Origin of the sequence: Knoellia remsis (assembly GCF_003002895.1) — a bacterium.
Taxonomy (GTDB): domain Bacteria; phylum Actinomycetota; class Actinomycetes; order Actinomycetales; family Dermatophilaceae; genus Knoellia; species Knoellia remsis.
Map to the genome: position 1 here is coordinate 1 of NZ_PVTI01000018.1, position 24,243 is coordinate 24,243.

22 protein-coding genes, 1 tRNA gene and 1 riboswitch are annotated in these 24,243 nt (G+C 70.7%); of the genes, 6 read left to right on the plus strand and 17 right to left on the minus strand.

The genetic code is table 11. The annotated features are described in order from the left end of the window. The first annotated feature begins 105 nt into the window (after positions 1–105). Both BCF74_RS11145 and BCF74_RS11150 read left to right on the plus strand, forming a co-directional pair. Positions 106–1,080 carry an IS481 family transposase gene (locus tag BCF74_RS11145; RefSeq protein WP_106298037.1) on the plus strand — a complete coding sequence of 325 codons (975 nt, stop codon included), beginning with the start codon at positions 106–108 and terminating at the stop codon, positions 1,078–1,080. Positions 1,081–1,153: 73 nt separating this feature from the next. Next, positions 1,154–1,711, plus strand: a complete 558-nt coding sequence (locus tag BCF74_RS11150; RefSeq protein WP_218279257.1) for a hypothetical protein — start codon at positions 1,154–1,156, stop codon at positions 1,709–1,711. Positions 1,712–1,909: 198 nt separating this feature from the next. Here BCF74_RS11150 and BCF74_RS11155 read toward each other — a convergent pair whose 3' ends face one another. Continuing rightward, positions 1,910–3,391, minus strand: coding sequence for a glutamate-cysteine ligase family protein (locus BCF74_RS11155; RefSeq protein ID WP_106298038.1), 1,482 nt, complete (start codon positions 3,389–3,391; stop codon positions 1,910–1,912). Between the two features lie 184 nt (positions 3,392–3,575). Between BCF74_RS11155 and BCF74_RS11160 the strand changes: the two genes are divergently transcribed. Together BCF74_RS11160 and BCF74_RS11165 are read left to right on the plus strand one after the other, a co-directional pair. Further along, positions 3,576–4,784, plus strand: coding sequence for an exonuclease SbcCD subunit D (locus BCF74_RS11160; RefSeq protein ID WP_106298039.1), 1,209 nt, complete (start codon positions 3,576–3,578; stop codon positions 4,782–4,784). After that, positions 4,781–7,876, plus strand: coding sequence for an AAA family ATPase (locus BCF74_RS11165; RefSeq protein ID WP_106298040.1), 3,096 nt, complete (start codon positions 4,781–4,783; stop codon positions 7,874–7,876). The genes BCF74_RS11160 and BCF74_RS11165 overlap by 4 nt, the downstream gene beginning before the upstream one ends. A 190-nt stretch (positions 7,877–8,066) precedes the next feature. Here the strand turns inward: BCF74_RS11165 and gcvP are convergent, their stop codons facing one another. The 10 genes from gcvP to clsA form a co-directional block, all read right to left on the minus strand. Next, on the minus strand, positions 8,067–10,973 hold the full coding sequence (gene gcvP, locus BCF74_RS11170) for an aminomethyl-transferring glycine dehydrogenase (RefSeq protein WP_106298041.1): 2,907 nt from the start codon (positions 10,971–10,973) through the stop codon (positions 8,067–8,069). Between the two features lie 75 nt (positions 10,974–11,048). After that, positions 11,049–11,147: riboswitch (glycine riboswitch) on the minus strand. Between the two features lie 65 nt (positions 11,148–11,212). Next, on the minus strand, positions 11,213–11,788 hold the full coding sequence (locus BCF74_RS11175) for a MerR family transcriptional regulator (protein ID WP_106298103.1): 576 nt from the start codon (positions 11,786–11,788) through the stop codon (positions 11,213–11,215). Between the two features lie 179 nt (positions 11,789–11,967). Then, on the minus strand, positions 11,968–12,468 hold the full coding sequence (locus tag BCF74_RS11180; RefSeq protein ID WP_106298104.1) for a bifunctional nuclease family protein: 501 nt from the start codon (positions 12,466–12,468) through the stop codon (positions 11,968–11,970). 16 nt (positions 12,469–12,484) lie between these two features. Continuing rightward, complete coding sequence (gene ftsR / locus BCF74_RS11185; RefSeq protein ID WP_106298042.1) at positions 12,485–13,189, minus strand: transcriptional regulator FtsR; 705 nt, start codon at positions 13,187–13,189, stop codon at positions 12,485–12,487. Next, positions 13,170–13,628: an FHA domain-containing protein gene (locus tag BCF74_RS11190; protein WP_106298043.1), complete on the minus strand. Its 459-nt coding sequence runs from the start codon at positions 13,626–13,628 to the stop codon at positions 13,170–13,172. The genes ftsR and BCF74_RS11190 overlap by 20 nt, the downstream gene beginning before the upstream one ends. A gap of 107 nt (positions 13,629–13,735) precedes the next feature. Next, positions 13,736–14,122 (minus strand): glycine cleavage system protein GcvH, encoded by a 387-nt coding sequence (gene gcvH, locus BCF74_RS11195; RefSeq protein ID WP_106298044.1) that lies wholly within the window; start codon positions 14,120–14,122, stop codon positions 13,736–13,738. 21 nt (positions 14,123–14,143) lie between these two features. Continuing rightward, positions 14,144–14,965: a DUF881 domain-containing protein gene (locus BCF74_RS11200; RefSeq protein ID WP_106298045.1), complete on the minus strand. Its 822-nt coding sequence runs from the start codon at positions 14,963–14,965 to the stop codon at positions 14,144–14,146. Between the two features lie 10 nt (positions 14,966–14,975). Beyond that, a complete protein-coding gene (locus tag BCF74_RS11205) occupies positions 14,976–15,308 on the minus strand; it encodes a small basic family protein (protein ID WP_106298046.1) in 333 nt (110 codons plus the stop codon). Between the two features lie 54 nt (positions 15,309–15,362). Then, positions 15,363–16,235, minus strand: coding sequence for a DUF881 domain-containing protein (locus BCF74_RS11210; protein ID WP_106298047.1), 873 nt, complete (start codon positions 16,233–16,235; stop codon positions 15,363–15,365). After that, positions 16,232–16,834 (minus strand): cardiolipin synthase ClsA, encoded by a 603-nt coding sequence (gene clsA / locus BCF74_RS11215; RefSeq protein WP_106298048.1) that lies wholly within the window; start codon positions 16,832–16,834, stop codon positions 16,232–16,234. Before clsA ends, BCF74_RS11210 begins: the two co-directional genes overlap by 4 nt. Before the next feature lie 37 nt (positions 16,835–16,871). On the opposite strand from clsA, the gene BCF74_RS11220 reads away from it, so the two are divergent. Together BCF74_RS11220 and BCF74_RS11225 are read left to right on the plus strand one after the other, a co-directional pair. Then, positions 16,872–18,011 carry a MalY/PatB family protein gene (locus BCF74_RS11220; protein ID WP_106298049.1) on the plus strand — a complete coding sequence of 380 codons (1,140 nt, stop codon included), beginning with the start codon at positions 16,872–16,874 and terminating at the stop codon, positions 18,009–18,011. Continuing rightward, on the plus strand, positions 18,008–19,639 hold the full coding sequence (locus BCF74_RS11225) for a phospholipase D family protein (protein WP_106298050.1): 1,632 nt from the start codon (positions 18,008–18,010) through the stop codon (positions 19,637–19,639). The genes BCF74_RS11220 and BCF74_RS11225 overlap by 4 nt, the downstream gene beginning before the upstream one ends. A 51-nt stretch (positions 19,640–19,690) precedes the next feature. On the opposite strand, the gene BCF74_RS11230 is transcribed toward BCF74_RS11225, so the two are convergent. The 6 genes from BCF74_RS11230 to der form a co-directional block, all read right to left on the minus strand. After that, positions 19,691–20,056: a DUF5615 family PIN-like protein gene (locus BCF74_RS11230; protein WP_106298051.1), complete on the minus strand. Its 366-nt coding sequence runs from the start codon at positions 20,054–20,056 to the stop codon at positions 19,691–19,693. Beyond that, a complete protein-coding gene (locus BCF74_RS11235) occupies positions 20,053–20,286 on the minus strand; it encodes a DUF433 domain-containing protein (protein WP_106298105.1) in 234 nt (77 codons plus the stop codon). The genes BCF74_RS11230 and BCF74_RS11235 overlap by 4 nt, the downstream gene beginning before the upstream one ends. Positions 20,287–20,442: 156 nt before the next feature. Continuing rightward, positions 20,443–20,516 (minus strand) — tRNA-Pro (locus BCF74_RS11240). Positions 20,517–20,618: 102 nt separating this feature from the next. Continuing rightward, the gene (locus BCF74_RS11245; protein ID WP_106298052.1) at positions 20,619–21,143 is read right to left on the minus strand and encodes a hypothetical protein; all 525 of its coding nucleotides are present in this window, start codon (positions 21,141–21,143) and stop codon (positions 20,619–20,621) included. Between the two features lie 186 nt (positions 21,144–21,329). Then, positions 21,330–22,736, minus strand: coding sequence for a chromate efflux transporter (gene chrA / locus BCF74_RS11250; RefSeq protein WP_106298053.1), 1,407 nt, complete (start codon positions 22,734–22,736; stop codon positions 21,330–21,332). Between the two features lie 25 nt (positions 22,737–22,761). Continuing rightward, a complete protein-coding gene (gene der / locus BCF74_RS11255) occupies positions 22,762–24,243 on the minus strand; it encodes a ribosome biogenesis GTPase Der (RefSeq protein ID WP_170070223.1) in 1,482 nt (493 codons plus the stop codon).

Genomic DNA, 24,243 nt, shown 5'->3' on the forward strand with positions numbered 1-24,243 from the left:
CTAGCTGTACTCGGCCGCGAGGTTGGTGACACGTAGGCGTTGACGACGAGGAGAACCTCCGGGTGAGGTGTGGATTGTCGAAGTCCCAACCGCCCGGAGGTTCTCGTGTCCCACGCTAACGCTCGTCTGAATGTTCATGGTCGTCGTCTGTTGGTCGACCGCGTTCGCCGCCAAGGGTGGGCAGTGGCTCATGCCGCGAAGGCGATGGGGATCTCGCGTCAGTGCGCTCACAGGTGGGTGTCCAGGTTCGACACCGAGGGTGAGGCCGGGTTGTCGGACCGGTCCTCGGCGCCGCACTCCAGCCCTCGCCGCACCGCGACATCGGTCGAGGACGCGGTGGTGGCTGCCCGGCGGGAGCACCGGCGTGGTCAGGACTGGATCGGGCCTGAACTGGGTGTCCCGGCACGCACGGTCAGCCGAATCCTGCGCCGCCATGACCTGCCCTACCTGCGGCATTGCGACCCGCTCACCGGGGACGTGATCCGCGCCTCGAAGACCACCGCGGTCCGGTATGAACGCGACCGCCCCGGCGAGCTGGTTCACGTTGATGTCAAGAAGATCGGGCGCATCCCCGACGGTGGCGGGTGGAGAGCCCACGGCCGCCAGATGGGCTCGACCGCGGCACGGAAGAAAGCGCGCATCGGGTACGACTACGTGCACTCCATGGTCGATGACCACTCCCGGCTCGCGTACAGCGAGATCCTCCCGGACGAGACCGGCCCCACCTGCGCCGCGTTCATCCTGCGCGCCGCCGAACACTTCGCCGCCCACGGCATCGCCGCCATCGAACGCGTCATCACCGACAACCACTTCAGCTACCGCAAAAGCAACGACGTCAGGGACGCGATGACCGCCATGGGGGCCACGCACAAGTTCATCCGGCCCCACTGCCCCTGGCAGAACGGAAAAGTCGAGAGGTTCAACCGCACCCTGGCCACCGAGTGGGCCTACCGACAGGTCTTCACCAGCAACGCCAACCGTGCCGCCGCTCTTGCACCCTGGCTACACGAGTACAACACTCGACGACGCCACACCGCGCTCGGCGGACTCCCGCCGGTCAGCCGCCTGTCACCAACGTGATGGCCGGGTACAACTAGCCGGCGCCGCACACGAACGCCTGCTCGCGGCGTCTCCGCTGCTGATGCTGTTACAGATGCTGCTACTGCCGGTCTACCTGCGCCTGTTCGTCGGCCCAGGGCTGTTCGACGTCATCGATGTCGCCCCATTCGTTGAGGCGTTCCTCCTCCTGATCGTCACGCCCCTGACTCTCGCCGCAATCACGCAATCCCTGGCTGCGCGCCTTCGCGCCGCCCGGCGTCTCATGGACCTCATGCAGGCGCTCATGGTGCCGCTCATGATGGCCACCCTCGCGGTCGTGGTCGCCTCTCAGATTGACGCCGTCCGCGCCGATGCTTCTTCGCTGCTCGTCGTGGTCCCGATCTACATCACCTTTTTGATCGCCGTTATCCCTCTCGGCCTCCTCACCGCTCGCGCCCTCAAGCAGAACGTGCCGGCAACCCGGGCAATGGTCTTTTCGGGCGCCACCCGCAACTCCCTCGTCGTGCTGCCCCTAGCGCTGGCCCTACCCGAAACGCTCGCCCTGGCCGCCGTCGTCGTCGTCACCCAAACTCTTGTCGAGCTCGTCGGCATGGTCATCTACGTCCGGATCGTCCCCCACGTCGTCCCACACCCCGCGGCGGCCACGCCATGACAGCACCACCGACGTCATCGAAACCGCCGCCAGCGCCCTGGCGTCGGCGCCGGCTGACCGACCGCCACAGAGCACCGACAGAACCCCGCCACCTAAAGGCCAAGACCACAGCGAGCGGACGACGAGGCGCGGACCCGAGACGGCGCGCGGACGGCATACGGGCGCCTCGCACGAGGCGACCACGCGCGATGGCGACGTTCAGGGCAGCGGCCAGGTGTGCACCGGCTCGTTCGTCGCCATGTGCTCGGCGTAGAGCTCGAGCATCCGGTGCAGTGCCTCGCGGCGGTCGAGCCCGCTGTCCTCGAGCCGGCGCACGGCCTCGGTCTGCCACGTCGCCCCGTTGACGCCGGCGCGGCAGCGCTCCTCGATGATGCCGAGGTAGCGCTCGCGCACCGCATCCGAGACACCCCACTCCTTGAGGCCCTCGTGGGCGAGCGGCAGGAGGTGGCGCAGGACGAGCTCGTCGACGCCGAGCTCGCCGAAGCCGGGCCAGTAGAGCCGGGCGTCGATGCCGTCACGGGCACCCCGGCGGAAGTTCTCCTCGCACGCCGCAAAGCTCAGCTTGGTCCAGACCGGTCGGTCGTCGCTCGCGAGCTTGCGGACCGCGCCGTAGTAGAAGGCGGCGTTGGCGAGGGTGTCGGCGATCGTCGGGCCGGCGGGCAGGACCCGGTTCTCCACGCGCAGGTGCGGCCGGCCGTCGACGATGTCGTAGATCGGCCGGTTCCACCGGTAGACCGTGCCGTTGTGCAGACGCAGCTCGGACAGGTCCGGAGCGACGCCCTCCTCGAGCTTGGCCATCGGGTCCTCGTCGGTGCTCTCCGCGAGCAGCGCCGGGAAGTAGCGGACGTTCTCCTCGAAGAGATCGAAGATGCTCGTGATCCAGCGCTCGCCGAACCACACCCGCGGACGGACGCCCTGGTTCTTGAGCTCGATCGGGCGGGTGTCGGTGGCCTGCGCGAAGAGCTCGATCCGGGTCTCGGCGTGGAGGCGCTGGCCGAAGAAGAACGGCGAGTTCGCGGCGAGCGCCACCTGGACCGCGGAGAGCGCCTGCGCGGCGTTCCAGTGGTCCGCGAAGTCCCCCGGCGCGACCTGGAGGTGCAGCTGGACGCTCGTGCACGCCGACTCGGGCGCGATCGAGTCGCAGTAGGTCGCGACCCGCTCCCCCTGCGGCCCGCTGATGTCGAGGAAGATGTCCTCCCCGCGGGCGACGAAGATCGAGTCGTTGAGGGCGGTGTAGCGGTTGTTGTCGCTGATCCACTCCCCCTCGTAGTGCTCCGGCATGATCGTCGGGAGGATGCCGATCGTCACGAGCCGTGAGCCGACCTCGCGGGCCTTGGCGTCCGCCTCGTTGAGCGAGTCGCGCAGGTCCTTCTCGAGCTCGAGCGCGGAGTCGCCGGGCAGCGGCCGCGGCGGCACGTTGAGCTCGATGTTGTAGCGGGCGAGCTCGGTCTGGTAGCCGGGGTCGGCGATCGCGTGCAACACCTCGTCGTTGGCGAACGAGGGGTCGTATGCCGCGTCGACGAGGTTGAGTTCGATCTCCAGTCCCGTGAGCGGCCGGTCGAACTCGAAGGAGTGCTGGGTGAGCATCCGCTCGAACACGTCGAGGTTCTGGCGGACCTTCTCGCGGTAGCGCTGGCGTTCTTCGCGCGTGTAGCTCTGAGCGCTGACCTCGGCACCCACGGCACTCACCTCCGGCTCTCGTCGCCCGAACGTCGGGTCGGCTCTCGTCGGCCGGCTCGGGCGGTCGTCGCCGTCACCGGGATGCTCAACTCAACACCATGGGAGCACGCCGTGCGACCCCTGCGTGGGGGTTTTTGCGTTTCGGTCCCGGGGGCTGTCGGTGGGTCCACCTAGCCTCGGTGTCGTGCGCATGATCCACACCTCCGACTGGCACCTGGGGCGTTCGTTCCACCAGGTGGGGCTGCTCACTGCCCAGGCGGAGTACCTCGACCACCTCGTCGAGGTGGTGCGTAGCGAGTCGGTCGATGCCGTGGTCGTCTCCGGGGACGTCTACGACCGCGCGATGCCGGCGCCGGACACCGTCGAGCTGCTGTCCGAGTCGCTGACCCGGCTGGTCGACGCGGGCGCCACCGTCGTCCTCTCGTCGGGCAACCACGACTCGGCGATCCGGCTCGGGTTCGGCGCCGGGCTGCTCGAGCGGGCCGGGCTGCATATCCGCTCCTCGGTGTCGTCGATCGGCCGGCCCGTCGTCGTGGAGGGCGTCGCCATCCACCCCCTCCCCTACCTCGAGCCGTCGGTCGCCGGGGTGGCGCTCGGCACGGATGAGCGCACCCACGCCGGCGTTCTCGGGGCGGCGATGGACCGGGTGCGTGCCGATGTCGAGTCGCGCGGCCTGCCGTCGGTCGTCATGGCACATGCCTTCGTCACCGGTGGCGCGACGAGCGACTCCGAGCGGGACATCTCCGTCGGCGGGGTGAGCGCGGTGCACCCGTCGGTCTTCGACGGAGTGTCGTATGCCGCCCTCGGTCACCTTCACGGTCGGCAGCAGGTGTCCGAGACGGTGCGCTACAGCGGCTCGCCGGTCGCCATGTCGTTCAGCGAGTGGCGGCACACCAAGGGCTCGCTGCTCGTCGACGTGGCCGCGTCGGGTGCGGTGACCGTCGAGGACGTGGCGGCGCCGGTGCACCGGCGGCTCGCGGTGCTGCGCGGCGACCTCGAGGACCTGCTGTCCTCCCCGGAGCACGAGGCCGCCGAGGACGCGTGGTGCCAGGTGACGCTGACCGACCCGGTGCGCCCGCTCGGCGCGATGGAGCAGCTGCGCCGCCGCTTCCCGCACACGCTGCGCCTCGAGTTCGACCCGCAGGGCGTCATCGTTCCGGTGCGGACGTATGCCGAGCGGGCCGCCGCCGCCGACCCGGTCGACGTGTGCTGCGACTTCCTCGCGCACGTGCGCGAGGGGTATGCCGCCACGGACGCCGAGCGTGGCCTGCTCGCCGAGGCGGTCGAGGCCGTCCGTCTCGACCGGGGCGAGCGGGACGACGAAGGTCGCGCGGGGGCTGGTGCGGGCAGCGAGAAGGCGAGCGGACGGCATACGCGGCGGGGTGTGGCATGAGGCTGCACCGGCTCACGGCGACGGCGTTCGGCCCGTTCGCGGACACCGTGAGCGTCGACCTCGACGAGGTCGGCGCGGACGGGATCTTCCTCATCCGCGGCGCGACTGGCGCCGGCAAGACGAGCCTGCTCGACGCCATCTGCTTCGCGCTGTTCGCCGACCTGCCGGGTGCGCGGACCAAGAAGGGCCTGCACAGCGACCACGCCGAGCGCGGCACCGTGCCGTCGGTCGAGCTCGAGCTGACCGCGGCCGGTCGGCGGCTGCGGGTCGAGCGCTCGCCGGAGTTCCGGCGGCCCAAGGCGCGTGGGACGGGCGAGGTGTCCGTCCCGGCGAAGGCACAGCTGTGGGAGCTGCGGGACGGGGACTGGCAGGCGCTCAGCACCCGGCACGACGAGATCGCCGAGGTCGTCGACGACGTGCTCGGGATGGGCCTGGCGCAGTTCAGCAAGGTGGTGCTGCTGCCGCAGGGCGACTTCGCGACGTTCCTACGCGCGACGCCCGAGGAGCGGCGGGCCCTCTTGGAGCGGCTGTTCGACGTGGCCGGGTTCGTCGGGATCGAGGAGTGGTTCGCGAAGGCGCGCAAGGACTCCGCCGCCGACGTCGAGGAGACGCGCCGCGAGCTGCGCACCGTGCTCACGCTGGTGAGTGAGCAGCTCGCCGGGTCTCCGGTGTCGGTGGTCGACTCCGGGGACGACGAGGACGGGCCGGGCGGGACGGACCTGGTCGAGCTCGAGCCGGCGCTGGTGCCGGCCGCCCTGAACGAGGTCATCGCCGGCCTCGAGGGCGCGGCCGCCGAGTCGCTGACAGCCCTCGACGAGGCCCGCGGCCGGGCCGAAGTCGCCGGGGCCGCACTCTCGGCAGGGCGACAGTGTGCCGCGACGCAGGCTCGTGGGCGCGGTGCCGCGGTGACGCTCGCCGAGCTGGACGAGGCCGCCGAGGCACACGACGAGGTCGTCACCCGGGTGGACGCTGCGACGCGCGCGGCACCCGTCGCCGGTGAGCTGTCCGCCCTCACGCGAGCCGCCGCCGCGCTCGAGTCAGCGCGCGCCGTGCTCGCCTCCACTTCGGCCGGGACCGCTCCCCTGGGCTGTGCGGACGCGACGGCGTCCTCCCTCGCCGAGCTCGACTCCCGGATGGTCGAGTCCGGTGCGCTCCTTGCCGACGCCGCACGAGCCGGCGGCACCCTGGAGCGGCTGGCGACACAGGTGTCCCGTCATGACGCGCAGGTGACCCGTGACTCCGAGCGCGCTCGCGCCGTCGTCGCGGCGTTGGATGACCTCACCACGCGCCGGTCGGAGGTCGAGTCGCGTCTCGCGACAGCCGCCGCTGCCGAGCAGTCTCTGACGCGGGCGCGTCAGGACGTCGAAGCACTCCGGCGCCAGCAGACCCTCCGCGCCGAGAACGCCCGCGACGAGTCGACGCTGGCCACTCATCGCAGCCGTCACCACGAGCTCATCTCCGCCGAGCAGGACGCTCGGGACACCTATCTCGACCTGCGCGAGGCGCGGCTGGACGGCATGGCCGCAGAGCTCGCCGCCGGCCTCGCCGACGACGAGCCGTGCCCCGTCTGCGGTGCCGCGGACCACCCGACCCCGGCAACCGCCGAGCGTCGTGTCGCTGCCGAGGACGTCGCCACCGCCGAAGCCGCCTGGCACACCGCCCAGACCGCGAGCCGGGAGCTGGGCGCCGTCATCACCGCCCTCGAGGCCACGGTCGCGCAGCGTTCCGCCGAGGTCATCCACCATGACGACCTCGAGGCCACGCTCGGCGTCCGCGAGGCCGCGCTGGACGTGCTGGAGACCGAGGCTGCGGGCCGACCAGCCCTCAGCGACGCCCTCGCCACGCTGGACGACGAAGGGAAGGCTCTGACCGACGAGGCCGCCGCCCTGCGGGAGTCGATCGCCGGGGCGACGGCGGCGCGGACCGAGGTGACCGCTGAGATCGAGCAGGTCCGTGCCGCGGTGGCGCTGGCCCTGGAGGAGCACGCCCACCTCTGCCCGTGTGCCTCCGGACAGGGTGCGGGTCCGGAGCTGCCGGCCGACATGGGAGACCTCACTGTGCTGGCGGACGTCCGTCGCCGCCATGACGCTGCGGCCCTGGCCCTCGAGGCGCACCTCGATGCGCTCCGCGCCGTGGAGCAGCGCACCGAGGACCATGCGGCAGCGGTGGCGGCGGTCGAGGCTGCCGTCTCCGAAGCCGGGTTCGCGGACGCCGACGAGCTCAGTGCGGCGCTCCTCCCACCCGCCACGTTGGCGCAGCTGCGATCGGCCGTGGCCGACCGTGACCGGGCCCGGGCCGTGGCCACGGCCACCCTTGCCGAGGACGACGTCCTGGCCGCCATGCAGCTGCCCGAGCCGGACCTCGACGCGCTGGAGACGGCGGCGTCCGAGGCGACGGGGGCGGTGACGTCCGCGACGTCCACTGACGCGCTCGTGCGTGCTTCACTCACGTCGGTGCGGCGCATGGCGACGACCGTGACGACGCTCTGCGACCGGCTCAGCAGCTCCGGCGCCCGCGCCGACGCGATGCGCGAGCTCGCCGACACCCTCGCCGGCCTCGGACCGAACAACGCGCTGCGCATGCGACTGTCAGCGTTCGTCCTCGCGGCCCGGCTCGAGAAGGTCGCCGAGCTCGCCAACGAGCGGCTCGCGTCCATGGGCGGCGGCCGCTACCAGCTGCGGCACAGTGACGGACTCGCGGCGCGCGGTGCCCGCAGCGGCCTCGGGCTCGACGTCCTCGACCTGTGGACCGGTCAGACCCGGGCCACGAGCTCACTGTCCGGCGGCGAGTCGTTCATGGCGTCCCTGGCGCTGGCGCTCGGCCTGGCGGATGCGGTGCGTGAGGAGGCCGGCGGGTTCGACCTGCAGACCCTCTTCATCGACGAAGGCTTCGGCACGCTCGACGACGAGAGTCTGGAGCAGGTGCTCGACGTCCTCGACGGGCTGCGCGAAGGTGGCCGCGCCGTCGGGGTCGTCAGCCACGTCGCCGAGCTGCGCACCCGAATCACGAACCAGGTTGTCGTCACCAAGACCGAGCACGGGTCCTCGGTCCGCACCATCGCTGCCGGTTCCACCGCCGAACCCGCTGCCTAGAACCCAAGCCCCAGCCGAGCGTCCTACCGACGACTGATTGCGCACAGTTCGCATGTCCACGCACCTCGGCCGCCCGGCATACCGACGACTGATTGCGCACAGTTCGCAGGCCCGCGGACCCCACGCCCGGCACACGAACGACTTATTGCCCGTTGTGGCAGCCACAACGGGCAATAAGTCGGACAGGGGCTCAGTCCTCGAAGGCCTCGGGCGGCGGGCAGGAGCAGACGAGGTGACGGTCGCCGTACGCTCCGTCGATGCGGCGCACCGGCGGCCAGTACTTCGCGAGCGGGTCGACCCCGGCCGGGAACGCCGCCTCCTCGCGGGAGTACTCGACGTCCCACTCCCCCGCGAGCGACTGCGCGGTGTGCGGTGCCCCGCGCAGGACGCTGCCCGCGACGTTGCCGGACGCACCGGCTGCGTCGATCTCGCCCCGGATCGCGATCATCGCGTCGCAGAACCGGTCGAGCTCGGCGGTGTCCTCGCTCTCGGTCGGCTCGACCATGAGCGTCCCGGCGACGGGGAACGACATCGTCGGTGCGTGGAAGCCGTAGTCGATGAGCCGCTTGGCGATGTCGTCGACGGTGACGCCGGTCTGCTTCGTCAGCGGCCGAATGTCGAGGATGCACTCGTGCGCGACGAGACCGTCCTCGCCGGAGTACAGCACCGGGTAGTGCTCACGCAGCCGCGCCGCGATGTAGTTCGCGTTGAGCACCGCCACCTCGGTCGCGCGGCGCAGGCCGGCGCCGCCCATGAGCCGCACATACGCCCACGAGATCGGCAGGATCCCCGCCGAGCCGTAGGGCGCAGCCGACACCGGCCCGACACCCGTCTCCGGGCCAGCCTCCGGGGCGAGCGGGTGGTTCGGCAGGAACGGCGCGAGGTGCTCGCGGCACGCGACCGGGCCGACACCGGGACCGCCGCCACCGTGCGGGATGCAGAACGTCTTGTGCAGGTTGAGGTGCGACACGTCGGCGCCGAACCGCCCCGGCTGCGCAAGCCCGACGAGCGCGTTGAGGTTGGCGCCGTCGACATACACCTGACCACCGGCGTCGTGCACCATCGCACAGAGCTCGGTGATGGTGTCCTCGAAGACGCCGTGCGTCGAGGGGTAGGTCACCATGATCGCCGCGAGGGCGTCCCGGTGCTCCTCGACCTTGGTCTTGAGGTCGAGCAGGTCGACGTTGCCGGTGGCCGGGTCGGTGGCGACGACGACGACCTTCATGCCGGCCATGACCGCGCTCGCCGCGTTGGTCCCGTGCGCGCTCGACGGGATGAGGCAGATCGTGCGCTCCTCGTCACCCTGCGAGCGGTGGTATGCCGCGATCGCGAGCAGGCCGGCCAGCTCACCCTGCGAGCCGGCGTTGGGCTGCAGGGAGACCGCGTCGTAGCCGGTGACGTCGCAGAGCCACTGCGACAGCTCGGCGATGAGGTGGCGGATCCCCTCGGTCTGGTCAGCCGGCGCGAAGGGGTGCAGCGACGCGAACTCCGGCCACGTCACCGCGAGCATCTCGGTCGTCGCGTTGAGCTTCATCGTGCACGACCCGAGCGGGATCATGCCGCGGTCGAGGGCGAAGTCGCGGTCGGACAGTCGCCGCAGGTAGCGCAGCATCGACGTCTCGCTGTGGTGGCTCGAGAAGACCGGGTGCGTGAGGTACCCGCTCGTCCGGTCCAGCCCCTCGCCCCAGTTCGGTTCTGCAACAGGCACATTCGTCGGCGCGTCGACACCGAACGCCCGGCACACGGCGACGAGGTCGTCGAGGTAGGTCGTCTCGTCCACGGACACAAGGACGGTGTCGCCGTCGTGGCGCCACAGGTTGACGCCCTCGGCGACAGCGGCCGCGACGACGTCGTCGGCGCGGCCCTCGACGCGCGCAGACAGGGTGTCGAAGCCCGCTCCGTCGAGCACGTCCACACCGCCGGCGCGCAGCGCCGCGACGAGCGCTTCGCGGTGCGCGTGGATGCGCAGCGCGATGGCGCGCAGCCCGCGCGGGCCGTGGTAGACGGCATACATGCTCGCCATCACGGCGAGGAGCACCTGCGCCGTGCAGATGTTCGACGTCGCCTTCTCGCGGCGGATGTGCTGTTCGCGGGTCTGCAGCGCGAGCCGGTATGCCGGTGCGCCGGTCGCGTCGACGGAGACGCCGACGAGGCGGCCGGGCAGGGTGCGCTCGAGCCCGGAACGGACAGACATGTAGCCCGCGTGCGGGCCGCCGAAGCCGAGCGGCACGCCGAAGCGCTGGGTCGTCCCGACGGCGATGTCCGCGCCCCACTCCCCCGGTGCGGTGGCCAGGGTGAGGGCCATGAGGTCGGCGGCGGCCGTGACGAGCGCACCTGCCGCATGGGCGCTTTCGGCGAGGGCACGGTGGTCGCGCAGCCGGCCGTGCAGGTCCGGGTACTGGACGATGACGCCGAAGACCGGACGTCCTCCCGCAGCCTCGGACAGACCCTCGGCGGTGGTCACGTCGGTGAGGTCGGCGACGACGAGGTCGATCCCGAGCGGCAGCGCACGGGTCCGCATCACGGCGAGGGTCTGCGGGAAGACAGCCTCGTCGACGAGCAGGACGGCGTCGGACGCGACCTTGCTCGCCCGGCGCATGAGCGTCATGGCTTCCGCGGCGGCGGTGGCCTCGTCGAGCAGGGACGCCCCGGCCGTGGTGAGCCCGGTGAGGTCGGCGACGACCGTCTGGAAGTTGAGCAGGGCCTCGAGCCGGCCCTGGGAGATCTCCGGCTGGTAGGGCGTGTAGGCGGTGTACCACGCGGGGTTCTCGAGGACGTTGCGCTGGATCACCAGCGGGGTGATCGTGCCGTAGTAGCCCAGCCCGATCATCGGCGTGAGGACCGTGTTGCGGTCGGCGAGAGCACGCAGCTCCTCGACGACAGCGTACTCGGAGTCGGCCGGGACGATGTCGATCGACCCGGTCGCCCGGATCGCGGCGGGCACGGCCGTCGACGCAAGGTCGTCGAGGCTGGAGCGGCCGATCGCTTCGAGCATGCGCGCGACGTCGGCCTCGCTGGGCCCGATGTGTCGTCCGGCGAACGCGGGCAGTGTGGTCGCGGTGGACGAGCTTGTGGTGAGGTCGATGGGGTCGGTCATCGGGCGAGGCTCCTGGCGCGTGGGACGGGCTCGGACCTCCCCATCTGTCGCGGCGTCGAGCCGTCTCAGAGGTGCCTGATCCGTGCGGTCCTTTGCGCCTGAGAGGTTCCGGGGAGTTTGCCCCTTCGGCGCCCCGGGCCCGACCGGACCCGAGGACTCTCCCGCACGGTGTTGGCGGCCCCGTCAGGGTAGCAAAACGGCGCGCACCCGTCGGGTGCGCGCCGGTGCGTGAGCCGCGGTCAGGCCAGCCGGGCCTGCCGGCGGGCGCTGAGCTCGTCGCCGGGGTGGGCCGCCGGCATCTCGTCGCTCGGACGCTCGCTCGGCAGGTGCGAGAGGTCGCCCTCGACCTCGCGCCACACCTTGCCGACGGCGATGCCGAAGACGCCCTGGCCGCCCTGGAGCAGGTCGATGACCTCTTCGTTCGACGTGCACTCGTAGACGGACGCCCCGTCACTCATGAGGGTGACGTGAGCGAGGTCGTCGACGCCGCGGTCGCGCAGCACCTGCACGGCACCGCGGATCTGCTGGAGCGAGACACCGGTATCGAGGAGCCGCTTGACGACCTTGAGGGCGAGGATGTCGCGGAAGCCGTAGAGGCGCTGCGAGCCGGACCCGGCCGCTCCCCGCACGCTCGGCTCGACGAGGCCGGTGCGAGCCCAGTAGTCGAGCTGGCGGTAGGTGATGCCGGCGGCCTTGCACGCGGTCGGGCCGCGGTAGCCGGTCTCCTCGTCGAGCTCAGGCAGGTCATCGGTGAAGAGCAGACCCTGAGCCAGCACGGGCACGTGCCCCGTCGGCTTCTCGTTGATGGCGTTCACGCCGTCCTCCTGCACCTTCCGAGACTTCTCACGAAGTCGTCCCACGACGCGAACCACATGGACGTGACTACACGGACGTCGTTTCCTTGAGTCGAAGGTAGAACCCGGGCACCTCGGGGTCAACTACCACTCGACCCTATTCACACGCGTGTCGTGAGCAACATCCGCAACACTCACCCTCAACTGGAGGGTTGGTCTCCGGTGTCGAAGTCGTCGGCAGAGACGTGGTCGAGGAACTCCTTGAACTTCTCGACCTCGTCCTCCTCCTGCTCCCCCGCCATCTCGACGCCGGCCTCGTCGAGCATGGCATCGTCGGTGACGATGTCGACCCCGGCTCGCAGCGCAAGGGCGATGGCATCCGAGGAGCGCGAGTCGATGCTCCGCCCGCCTCCATCGGCCCCGCCGTCGACGTCGATGGTCGCGTGGAAGACCCCGGAGTCGAGCGCGGTGATGCGCACCCGGTCAATGGTGTGGCCGAGCTCCTCGAGGACGTTTTTCAGCAGGTCGTGCGTGAGCGGCCGCGGCGGCACGACCCCCTGCTGGGCGTAGGCGATCGCCGCGGCCTCGGCGGCACCGATCCAGATCGGGAGGTACCTGCTGCCGTCACGCTCTCGCAGCAGGACGATGGGTTGGTTCGTCGGCATCTCGACACGGACACCGAGGACGTCCAGTGACTTCACGTCTCCACCGTACGTCTCAGGACCGGGCGAGACCACCCTTGACCAGGGCGGCATGGAGCTGCAGGCAGAGCCGCGCGATCGCCGCCTCGTCGTCGGCTCGCCCGCCGCCTCGGCGGGTGCTCATCGCCTGCTCGACGAGGCCGACCTCGCGGTCGGCAGCCGTGCGAAAGGGCCGGAGGTGCCGCGCCTCGATGCCGTATGCCGCGAGGCCGGCGGCCGCGTGCGCGGCCTGCAGGTCCGTGGCCGAGTAGTGACCGCTCTTGTCGGGACGGAGGACACCGAACCCCTCGAGCGAGTCCACGACGTCCGCGTCCAGACCGGTCGCCTCAACGAGCTCGGCACGGGTGAGCCGGACGCTACGGACGCGCGTGAGCTCGGCCGCCGACGGCACGTCGGGGTCCTCCGCCGGCTTGGGGGCGCGCGGCCGCTCGGCGTCACCCCCGGTGCCGGGCGGCTCGAGCCCGCGGTCGAGCGCGTCGAGGGCCTCGCGGATGACCCGGAGCGGCCAGAACCGGTCCCGTTGCGCCCGCAGCACGTAGCGCAGCCTGTCGACATCGGCCGGCGTGTAGGTGCGGTAGCCGGCCGGGGTGCGGTCCGGGGTGACCAGACCCTCTCCCTCGAGGAAGCGCAGCTTGGAGATGCTGATGTCGGGGAACTCCTCGCGCAGCGCGTCGAGGACCTTCCCGATCGTCAGCGGGCGCTCAGGCCTGCTTGGCGGCATAGAAGACGAGGCGGTACTTGCCGATCTGGACCTCGTCGCCGGTCTGGAGGGTGGCCTCGTCGATGCGCTCACGGTTGACGTAGGTGCCGTTGAGCGAGCCCACGTCCTTGACGACGAACTGGCCACCGGTTCGCTCGAAGGTCGCGTGGCTGCGCGACACCGTCACGTCGTCGAGGAAGATGTCGCTCTCGGGGTGACGCCCCGAGCTGACGAGGTCGTCGTCGAGGAGGAACCGCGCGCCGGTGTTGGGGCCGCGCAGCACGACAAGGAGAGCCGTGCCGGGGCGCAGCGCGTCGACGGTCGCCTGGTCGGCACGGGTGAGGACGTGCTCGCTCTCGTGGACGACGTCGGACTGCTCGAGCCCTTCCACCGCCTGGAAGCGCATCGTCGTCGACGACTCCGGTTCGCGCTCCGGCGTCTCGCGACCCTGGTCACTCATCAGTGCGGCTCCTGTCTCGGCTCGTCGGTGAAGCACTCACCCTAGATGACCCCTTGAGGGATGAACAGGGCGTTGGCAAAAAGCGGGCTGTGAATATGCCTGCGACGTCAGCCCAGCTGCTGCTGGTACGACTCGACGTCGAGCAGACCCTCGACGGCGGCGGCGTCGCTCGGCCGGAGCTCGTACATCCAGCCCTCGCCGTAGGGGTCGGAGTTGACCAGCTCGGGTGAGGCGTCGAGGGCCTCGTTGACGGCGGTGACCTCGCCGGCCAGCGGCGCGTAGAGGTCGCTCACCGACTTCGTCGACTCGACCTCGCCGCACGCTTCGCCGACCGCCACCGTGTCGCCCACACCAGGCAGGCTCACGTACACGACGTCGCCGAGGGCGTCCTGCGCAAAGGAGGTGATCCCGATCCGGACGACATCGCCGGAGGAGCGCACCCACTCGTGCTCGGCGGTGTAGCGCAGGTCGCTCGGGTACTCGAGGTCACTCATCGGGAATGCTCCTTGCGGGCGTCAGGAGGAACTGGGACTGGGAACAGGTCGAGCGTACTGAGGCTCGGAAACGGTCTGCAATGCGGACACCGTCACCGACTCCTGGGTGTCGATGACGGCCTCTCCCCCGAGGCTGCGCACCGAGTTGGTCACTCCGCCCGGGATCTGCATCGCCGAGGCGAGGGTCTGGGCGTCACCGATGGCGGTGATGACGTAGGGGGCGCTCACGTCCTTGCCGGAGACGGCGATGCCGCCCTCCCCGTCGGTGAAGTAGGTGTTCACGACGACGCGGATGCCGTTGATCTCGATCGCCTCGGCTCCGGCGTCGCGCAGCTCCTGGAGGGTGTCGAGGAGCAGCGGTGCCGTCACGGCGTTCTTGGGGTCGTTGATGGTGATGACGATGCCCGGACCCTTGGCAGGCACCGTGCCGGCGAGGATGCCCAGCGAGTCGAGTCGCTGCTGGGCGGCTCCCCTGGCCTCGCTGAGGCTGGTCGAGTCGTTCTGCAGCCGGTCGCGCGACTGCTGCAGCTCCTGGATCTCCTGGGCGAGGCGGTTGCCGTCCTGGTCCACGGAGTCGAGGATGCGGATCAGCTCGTCCTCCCGCAGGTCCTCGAGCCCCTCGATGGAGGTCTGGCGGACCTGCGCGGCGATGGCGAACCCCAGCCCGAGGGCCAGCACCGTCGCGAGCACGTTGGCCTTGGTCGGGCGGGGCCGTCCGGCGCGCGCGAGCCGCTGCCAGGCCGTGCGGGTCCCGCCGGCATCGCTCCCGTCAGGACGGGTCGTGTCGCGCTCCGGTGCGCCGGCTTCGTGCCGACCGGTTCGCGATGGGGTCTGCTCCGTCATGCCCCGGTCCTCACGCGCTGAACAGGTGGCGCCGGATCGAGGCGACGTTGGAGAAGATCCGCACGCCGAGGACCACGACGACGCCAGTCGAGAGCTGGCTCCCGACTCCGAGCTGGTCGCCGAGGAAGACGATGAACGCGGCCACGACGACGTTCGACAGGAACGAGATGACGAAGACCTTGTCGTTGAAGATGCCGTCGAGGACCGCCCGGACAGCACCGAACACCGCGTCCAGGGCTGCGACGACGGCGATCGGGAGGTAGGGCTGCAGCCAGATGGGCACCTCGGGCTGCAGCAGCACGCCGACGACGATGCCCGCGACGAGTCCGAGCGCAGGGATCACGGGGTCACTCCTCGAGTCGATGGGGCGGGCAGTGCCATGGCAGGCTCCCCGACCCTAACCGGCAGGCCGGGCGGCGCGGGTCGCGAGGGTCGCCGATGCCGGAATCGTGACCTCCTTGCGCACCGAGGTCTCGACGCGGATACCGAAGGAGTTCTTCAGGGTCGACAGGTAGCTGCCACCGTTGCCGTCGGCGAACGTCGCGGGCAGCGAACCGGGATCACCGATGGCTGTGACGACATACGGCCGCTTGAGCGGGCGGTAGTCGACGAGGATCGCCTCCCCGGCGAACCGGATCGACGCGGTCGAGGTCAGCCGCTGTCCGTTGACGGAGACGGCTTCGGCTCCTGCCTCCCAGAGGCTGTTGACGACGATCTGCAGGTCTCGCGAGATGACCTTGCCGTCCTTGTTCTCCGTCGTCTCCTCTCGCGGAGCCGCATTGGTGCCCTCACCCTCCTGCGAGGGCGCGTCGTCGATCGTCACGACGAAACCGGGACCACGCACTGGCACCGCACCGGCGACAAGGGAGAGCCGTTGGACGTCCTCGGCGAGCTCGTCACTGACCTGGGAGAGCGTTTGGACGTCGAGGGCGGCGATCTCCGAGCGCAGCTGCCCGGCCGTGGCCGCCCGCTCGTCGACGACCGACTGACCCTTCTCGATGCGCTCGATGAGGCTCGACTTGGTCCGCTGCTTCGTCGTCTCGGTGCCGCGCAGCTGCACCGCTGCGATCCCGACGAGGACCCCGATGACGAGGACGAAGGCGAGCAGCCACGGGGATCGCAGGCTCGTCGCGCGCGGCAGTCCGGCGGCCTCACGCCGTTCGGCCGCAGCGGCGTACCCCGGGTCGAGCGGCCGCTCGAGCATCGAGGTGATCAGGGTCATCGACGCGTCCGGGCGACGCCCCGGGTCGGGTGTGCGCTTCGCGCTCATCGACCCCTCCGGTGAGCGAGCAGACCACGCAGCTGGACGGCATACAGGATCCCGGCGACCCAGTAGAGGACGGTGCCCCACCACGCGAAGCCCCACCCGATCGGCCGGGCGATGGTCGCCAACCAGCCGTCGCCCTCGGCCATGAGCAGCGCCGGGAAGGCGTAGAGGAGGTTGAACGTCGCGGCCTTGCCGATGAAGTGCACCGGGAGGCCCGTCCACCCGTGCCGCTTGGCGACGAGGACGACGACCGCCATGAACGCCTCGCGAGCGAAGAGCACACCGACGAGCCACCACGGGATGATGTCGCGCCACGCGAGGCCGACGAGCGTCGTCACGATGTAGAGCCGGTCGGCGATGGGGTCGAGCAGCTGCCCGACGCGCGAGACGAGGCCGTAGCGGCGGGCGATCTTGCCATCCAGGTAGTCGGTGATGCCGGAGGCCATGAGGATGACGAGGGCGATGGCGTCGTGCTTCGTCGCGATGGCCCAGATGAACGCCGGGACGCCGAGCAGCCGCAGCGCCGAGAGGGCGTTGGGCACGGTGACGACGCGGTCGACAGGGGCGCCTTCGGTCCCCCGGACGCTCTCACCGGCAGTCATGCCGAGCAGCCTATGCGGTGCGATCTAGAGTCGGCCCATGACATCCCGGATCCTCAGTGGTGATGCCGATTTCTGGCGATCGCGGCGCACCGGTGTGAAGTGGGGGCTGTATGCCGCGGACGTCCTGCCGCTGTGGGTGGCGGAGATGGACGCGGCGCCGTGCGACCCCGTGGTTGCGGCCGTGGCAGCCGCCATGCGGCGCGGTGACACGGGCTATCCGCTCGGGCGCTCGTTCGTCGAGGCGGCGGTCTCGTATGCCGCCCGCACCTGGTCGTGGACCGTGCCGGCTTCCCGGGCGATGCCGGTCGCGGACGTCATGACCGGGCTGAGCGAGGTCGTGCGCGTCGTGACGGATCCGGGCGGGCCGGTCGTCGTGTCGTCCCCGGTCTACAACGCGTTCTTCGACCACCTCGACCTCGTGGACCGCCGCGTCGTCGACGCCCCGCTCACCGATGCCGGGCGGCTGGACCTCGACCTGCTGGACCGGACGTTCGGCGAGGTGCGCGCGCGAGGCGAGCGGGCGGCATACCTGCTGTGCAACCCGCAGAACCCCACCGGCACGGTGCACACGCGCGACGAGCTGACCGCGCTCGCTGCCCTCGCCGAGACGCACGACGTCGTCGTCATCTCCGACGAGATCCACGCGCCGATCGTGCACGACGGACCGTTCGTGCCGTACCTGTCGGTGCCGGGCGGGTCGCGAGGGGTGGCGCTGGTGTCGGCGTCGAAGGCGTGGAACCTCGCCGGGCTCAAGGCAGCCGTGGTCGTCATCGGCGAGGACGCGCGCCCCGATGTCGCGCTGCACGAGGTCCTGACCCACGGTTCCGGCCACCTCGGCCAGGTCGCGGCGATCGCGGCGTGGGGCGAGGGCGAGGCGTGGCTGCGGCAGCTGACCGGTGAGGTGGCCGAGAACGCTGCGCTACTGGGTCGCCTTCTCGCGCAACGGATTCCGGCGATCGGGTATGCCGCGCCCGCATCGACCTATCTTGCGTGGCTCGACTGTCGTGCGCTCGGGTTGGGTGACGACCCGGCGGCGGTCTTCCGGGAACGGGGGCGCGTGGCGTTCTCGTCGGGGCCGTCGTTCGGCGAGCGCGGGCGCGGGTTCACCCGGGTCAACCTCGCGACGTCGCCGGAGATCCTCGAGGAGGCCGTGACCCGGATGGAGAACGCACTGTGACCGAGTCCGACAGCGTCCCGCAGCACGTCGCCCGATGGCTGCTCCCCCGCAGCGAACGCGACAACCCGGCGACGAGCATCGACGAGGGCCACCCCAGCGAGCAGGCGTGGTCGTCGGGCAACGTCGTCACGCCGATCGTCGACGGCGCCGACTACTTCGCGCAGCTCAAGGAGGTCATCGACGCGACGGGTGAGGGCGACCTGGTGCTCTATGCCGGGTGGCGCGCCGACGCCGACGAGCAGCTCACCGACGACCCGGGGTCCACGCTGCTCGACGTCCTCGACGCGGCCGAGGACCGCGAGGTGCTCGTGCGCGCCCTCGTGTGGCGCTCGCACGCGGAGGCGATGGACTTCTCGGCCGAGGCGAACCGAGAGACGGCCGAGGGGCTGAGCGAGGTCGACGACGAGCACGCCGAGTTCCTGCTCGACATGCGGGTGCGGCACACCGGCGCCCACCACCAGAAGTTCGTCGTCGTCCGGCACCGGGACGACAGCTCGCGCGACATCGCCTTCGTCGGCGGCATCGACGTGGCTCATTCACGGCGTGACACGAGCGAGCACCACGGGGACCCGCAGCAACAGGGGCTGTCCGACGAGTACGGGCCCCGGCCGGGATGGCACGACGTGCAGTGCTCGATCGTCGGGCCGGCCGTCGCCGACGTGGAGCGGGTGTTCCGGGAGCGGTGGGACGACCCGAGCCCGCTCGAGCCGTCACTGCTGCACCGCGTGGTCAACCGGGTGCGCGGCACGGTGCCGATGGCGGCCGAGCCGCTGCCTGCTGCGTGGCCCGCTCCGCCGCCCGTGGACGGCGGTCGGCACGTCGTCCAGCTGCTCCGGACCTACCCGCGGCTGCGGCGCACGCGGTCGTACCCCTTCGCGCCGTTCGGTGAGCGGTCCATCGCGCGTGGTCTCGCCCGGGCGCTGGGGCAGGCGCGCGGGCTGGTCTACATCGAGGACCAGTACCTGTGGTCGCGCTCGATCATGGCTGCCTTCGCGAAGGTGCTGCGCGAGAACCCCGAGCTGCGGATGATCGCCGTCCTCCCCCACCACACCGACGTCACCGGGTTCGGGCGGCGGCTGCAGCAGGAGGGGCGGGCCGAGGCACTGCGGGACCTGGAGGAGGCGGCACCCGGGCGCTTCGCGGCATACGGCATCGAGAACCACGCGGGCTGGCCGGTCTACGTCCACGCGAAGGTCAAGATCATCGACGACTGGTACGCGACGATCGGCTCGGACAACCTCAACCGCCGTTCGTGGACGCACGACTCGGAGCTGGCTGCGCTTGTCATCGATGGCGAGGGTGTGGATCACTCGCCGTTCGCTCGGGGGCTGCGGCTGCGGCTCGCGGCGGAGCACCTGGACCGGCCGCTGTCCGGCCCGTCTCACGAGGAGGCCCTGGCGGACTGCGTGTCACCGGAGGGGATGTTCGAGGCGTATGCCTCGTCGGCGGCGGCCTTGCAGGCCTGGCACGACGGTGGCCGGGTCGGTCCGCGTCCGGCCGGGCGGCTGCGGCCGCTCGAGGTGGTGTCGCTGGGTCGGGTTCTCGAGCGGGTGCTCGAGGTGCCCCAGCGGATCGTCGGCGACCCGGACGGGCGGCCCCGGACGATGCGGATGCGCCGGCTCTTCTGAGGGAGGGGGCGACGAGTTCACGAGCGGGTCCGCGCCAGTGACCCGCCCCCTTCAGCGCACGCGTCGTGGATGCGCAATGAGCGCGTCAGGTCGAAGCTCTACGAGGTCGTATTCGTCGAGGGCGTCCACCAGTGCCTCGAGCGCGTCATCAAACAACGCAAGCAGCGCGTCGTTCGTGATGTTTCCAGTGGCGACGATCAGCAGCTTCGCGGGGCGTCCCGTCAGAAGGTGACTGTCCCGGAAGTCACGATCCTTGGTGACGACGACCCGTTGTTCGTTATCCGCGAACTCGGTGATCTGTTGATCGGTCGAACGGTTGCCATCGGGTAGGGCGCTTGTGTGAATGGTCGGGTGCCCAGCGGCGTGGATGGCCACCGCCAACCGTGGTGGCAGTTGCGCATCAACGAGAAACTTCACGCCGCCCCGAGGGGCCCTATGTGATGTCCACCGGCCGCCAGAGCGCCGAACTCAAGGGCCGCCAAAAGGTCGTCGCGTTCGAGGTCCGGATAGTCCGCCACAACCTCATCAATACTCATGCCGCTGGAGAGAAGCTCCAAGAGCATCTGTACGGGGTAACGAAGGCCCCGGACCACCGGCTGACCATGGCACACCGCGGCATCGGTGGTGATGCGGTCCAGTCGCGACATGTCGTCCATGGTAGCGACGGAGTGGGACAGCAGAATCCGACCGGCCGGCCACGGAACTTCCGGTCCTTGGAAAGGCGTGAGATGCGCCGCCTTCGAGAGGACCGGGAAGACGGGCTCAGGCGGCGGCCCGAGCTTTCGGACCACCGCCTCCCTGTGTCGGGCTGACAGGATTTGAACCTGCGACCCCTTGACCCCCAGTCAAGTGCGCTACCAAGCTGCGCCACAGCCCGTGGCTCGCCCTCTCGTTGCCTTGAGAGCGAACGAAACCATATCCCACGCTGCCGGTGCTCTCCCAATCGCCCCAAGGCACGTCGCACGCCGGCTCCGCCCACCTAGGGACAGCCGAGGATGCCCGCCGGATCGGCGATGTCGACGACCTCTCCGCGCGGGTTGAGGGTCACCGTCACGTCCCCGCGGTCGAAAGAGGTCAAGACGAGTCGCCCCTCTCCGTCCATGACCACGGACTCCAGGCTGTTGTCGGGACTGTCGCCGTTGATGCAGGCGATCTCGCTCTCCCGCGCGAAAACCCCGCTGGTGTCGCGGATCGACACGATCCACAGCGGGTCGATGACCGCGAGCCCTTCGGTCACCAGCACCTCGTAGTTCGTGTCCGACACCCGCACGGACTCGGGCGTGCCGACTCGGAAGACCGCGCCGATGAGCACGAGCGCCCCCACCGCCGACGTCGTCAGCAGTACCGTGACGACCTTCACGCCCCGATCCCAGCGGGAGGTGAGGGCGGCCACGCAGACACATGCGCCTGCGGCGATGACGAGAACCGTCGTCGTGGGGAACGACGCGGGCAGAGCACTGAGGGACCAGCCACCCGATACGGCGATCCCGGCGAGAACGAGCATCAGCGCGGCACCCCCGAGCCAGCCGAGGACAACTGGCCAGGAGCTTCTTCGTGCCGTCGCCCGTTGGACGCCATCCCCCTGCCGCAGTGGCGGCCATGAGTCCGGCCGGGTGGAGCCCGGTGCCTCAGTGCGCCTGTCATCGGCCGACCCTCGACTCATGGGCCGATTGTCACCTGTCATTCGCGCTCAGCGGATGAGACTCGCGACAAAGGTTGCGAGCCCGAGGGCGGCGCACAGACCGAGGGTGCGCAGCGGGCTCCAGCCGCGCCAGAAGATCATCGCCAGCGCCACACCCGTGATCCCGAACGCCACCGGATCCCACGTGTCGAGGACGGGCAGCTCGAGACGCACGGGGCCGGACTGGACCTTCCGCGTGACGTCTAACAGCGTGTGCAGGGAGAAGAAGACAGCGAGGTTGGCGATGACGCCGACCACCCCGGCCGTGATTCCGGTGAGCGCCGCCGAGAGATGCGTGTTGCTGCGCAACCGCTCGACGTAGGGCGCCCCCAGCAGGACGAAGAGGAAGCACGGCACGAACGTCACCCACGTCACGAGCAGCGACGCGAGCACGGCCGCGACCCACGGGTCGAGGACACCGGGGTTGCGGTACGCCCCGACGAAGGCGACGAACTGGACGACCATGATGAGCGGTCCGGGGGTCGTCTCCGCGAGGGCGAGGCCGCGCACCATCTCGCCGGGAGCGAGCCAGCCATACACGCTGACGGCCTGCTGTGCGACATATGCGAGGACGGCATACGCCCCGCCGAAGGTGACCACGGCGGCACCGGAGAAGAAGAGCCCCTGGTCGGTGAAGACGCTGGTGCCGAGGCTGCCCGCGAGGAGCGCGACCACCGCGACGGGCGCGAACCACAGCACCAGACCCAGCACGACGACGCCGAGGGACCGGCGGGCCGACGGCAGCTCGTGGTGCAGGGCGTCGTCGCTGACGAGAGGGGCGGGCCCGTCGTCGCCGCCGTCGCTGGAGCCGCCGCCGAGGTCACCGACACGGCGGCTGAGGAGCCAGCCGGCGACCGCGGACGCGAACACGACCACCGGGAACGGCACCCCGAACAGGGTCAGCGCGGCGAACGCTCCGACGGCGATCGCGACGAGTCCGGGATGGCGCAGCGCGCGCCGGCCCACGCGGTACACGGCGTGCACGACGATCGCGATGACGGCCGGCGCGACCCCGGCGAAGAGCGCTGCCACGAGGTCGGTTTCGCCGTACGCGACGTAGATCCCCGACAGGACGAGCAGGGCCACGACCCCGGGCAGGACGAAGAGTCCGCCGGCGATGAGGCCTCCCCGCACGCCGTTGAGCAGCCAGCCGGTGTAGATCGCCAGCTGCTGCGCCTCCGGCCCGGGCAGGAGCATGCAGTAGTTCAGGGCGTGGAGGAACCGCCTCTGACCGATCCAGCGCTTCTCGTCGACGAGCTTGTGCTGCATGACGGCGATCTGGCCGGCCGGCCCACCGAACGTCTGCAGCGAGATGGCGAACCACGCGCGCGTCGCCTCCCGCAGCGGGATGACGTCACCGCCCGTCGGGTGGGCTCCGCCCCCGGCGGGTGGTTCGGTGTGGTCGGCGGCAGTCACACCGGAGAGTCTGCCGCGAGGAGGCTCAGCGGCGGGAGCGCTTCTCACGCACGCGCACGGACACCTCGATGGGCGTGCCCTCGAAGCCGAACTCCTCACGCAGGCGGCGCTCGACGAACCGGCGGTACCCGGCCTCGATGAAGCCGGACGCGAAGAGCACGAACCGCGGCGGCCGCGTCGACGCCTGGGTGGCGAAGAGGATGCGCGGCTGCTTGCCGCCGCGCACTGGGTGCGGGTGCCCGGCGACGATCTCACCGAGGAAGCTGTTGAGCCGGCCGGTCGGGATCCGGGTGTCCCAGGAGTCGAGCGAGGTCTCGAGCGCCGGCACGAGCCGGTCCATGTGCCGGCCCGTCGTCGCGGACACGTTGACCCGCGGGGCCCACGGGATCTGCACGAGCTCGCGCTCGATCTCCCGCTCGAGGTAGTGGCGGCGCTCCTCGTCGGTGAGGTCCCACTTGTTGTAGGCAATGACCAGAGCACGACCGGCGTCGACGACCTGCTGGACGATGCGGATGTCCTGCTCGGTGATCGGCACCGACGCGTCGATGAGGACGATCGCGACCTCCGCCTTCTCGAGCGCGGTCTGGGTGCGCAGCGAGGCGTAGAAGTCGGCGCCGCGGGTCTGGTGCACCCGGCGGCGGATACCGGCCGTGTCGACGAAGCGCCACTCCTTGCCGCCGAGCTCGATGAGCTCGTCGACGGGGTCGCGGGTCGTGCCGGCGACGTCGTCGACGACGACGCGGTCCGACCCGGCAAGACGGTTGAGCAGCGAGGACTTGCCGACGTTCGGGCGACCGAGGAGGGCGACCCGGCGAGGCCCCCCGCGGGCATACGCACCGAAGACCGCGGACTTCTCCGGGAGCACGTCGAGAATGGCATCGAGGGCGTCACCACTGCCCCGGCCGTGGAGCGCCGACACCGGCCACGGTTGCCCGAGGCCGAGGTTCCACAGCGCGGCGGCGTCGGCCTCGAACCGTTGGTCGTCGACCTTGTTCGCGACGAGGACGACGGGCTTGCCCGAACGGCGCAGCAGCTTGACGACCGCGGCGTCGTCGTCGGTCGCGCCCACGACGGCGTCGACGACGAAGAGGACGACGTCGGCGAGCTCGACGGCGATCTCGGCCTGCTCGGCGACGCGCAGGTGGATGCCCTTCGCGTCGATGGCCCAGCCGCCGGTGTCGACGAGGGTGAACCGGCGCCCGCTCCACTCGGCGTCGTAGGCGACGCGGTCGCGCGTGACCCCGGGGACGTCCTCGACGACGGCTTCGCGCCGGCCGAGGATGCGGTTGACGAGGGTCGACTTGCCGACGTTCGGGCGGCCGACGACAGCGACGACTGGAACCTGCTCGAGGGCCGCTTCGTGGGCGATGTCGGCGTCGTCGCGGTCGACAAGCGCAAGGTCCTCGTCGCTGAGGTCGAACTCGTCGAGACCCGCCCGCAGGGCCGTGGCGACGGACTCGTCGGTCGCGGCGCCCTCGTCAGGAGTCGGGTTCTCGGAAGTCGTCAT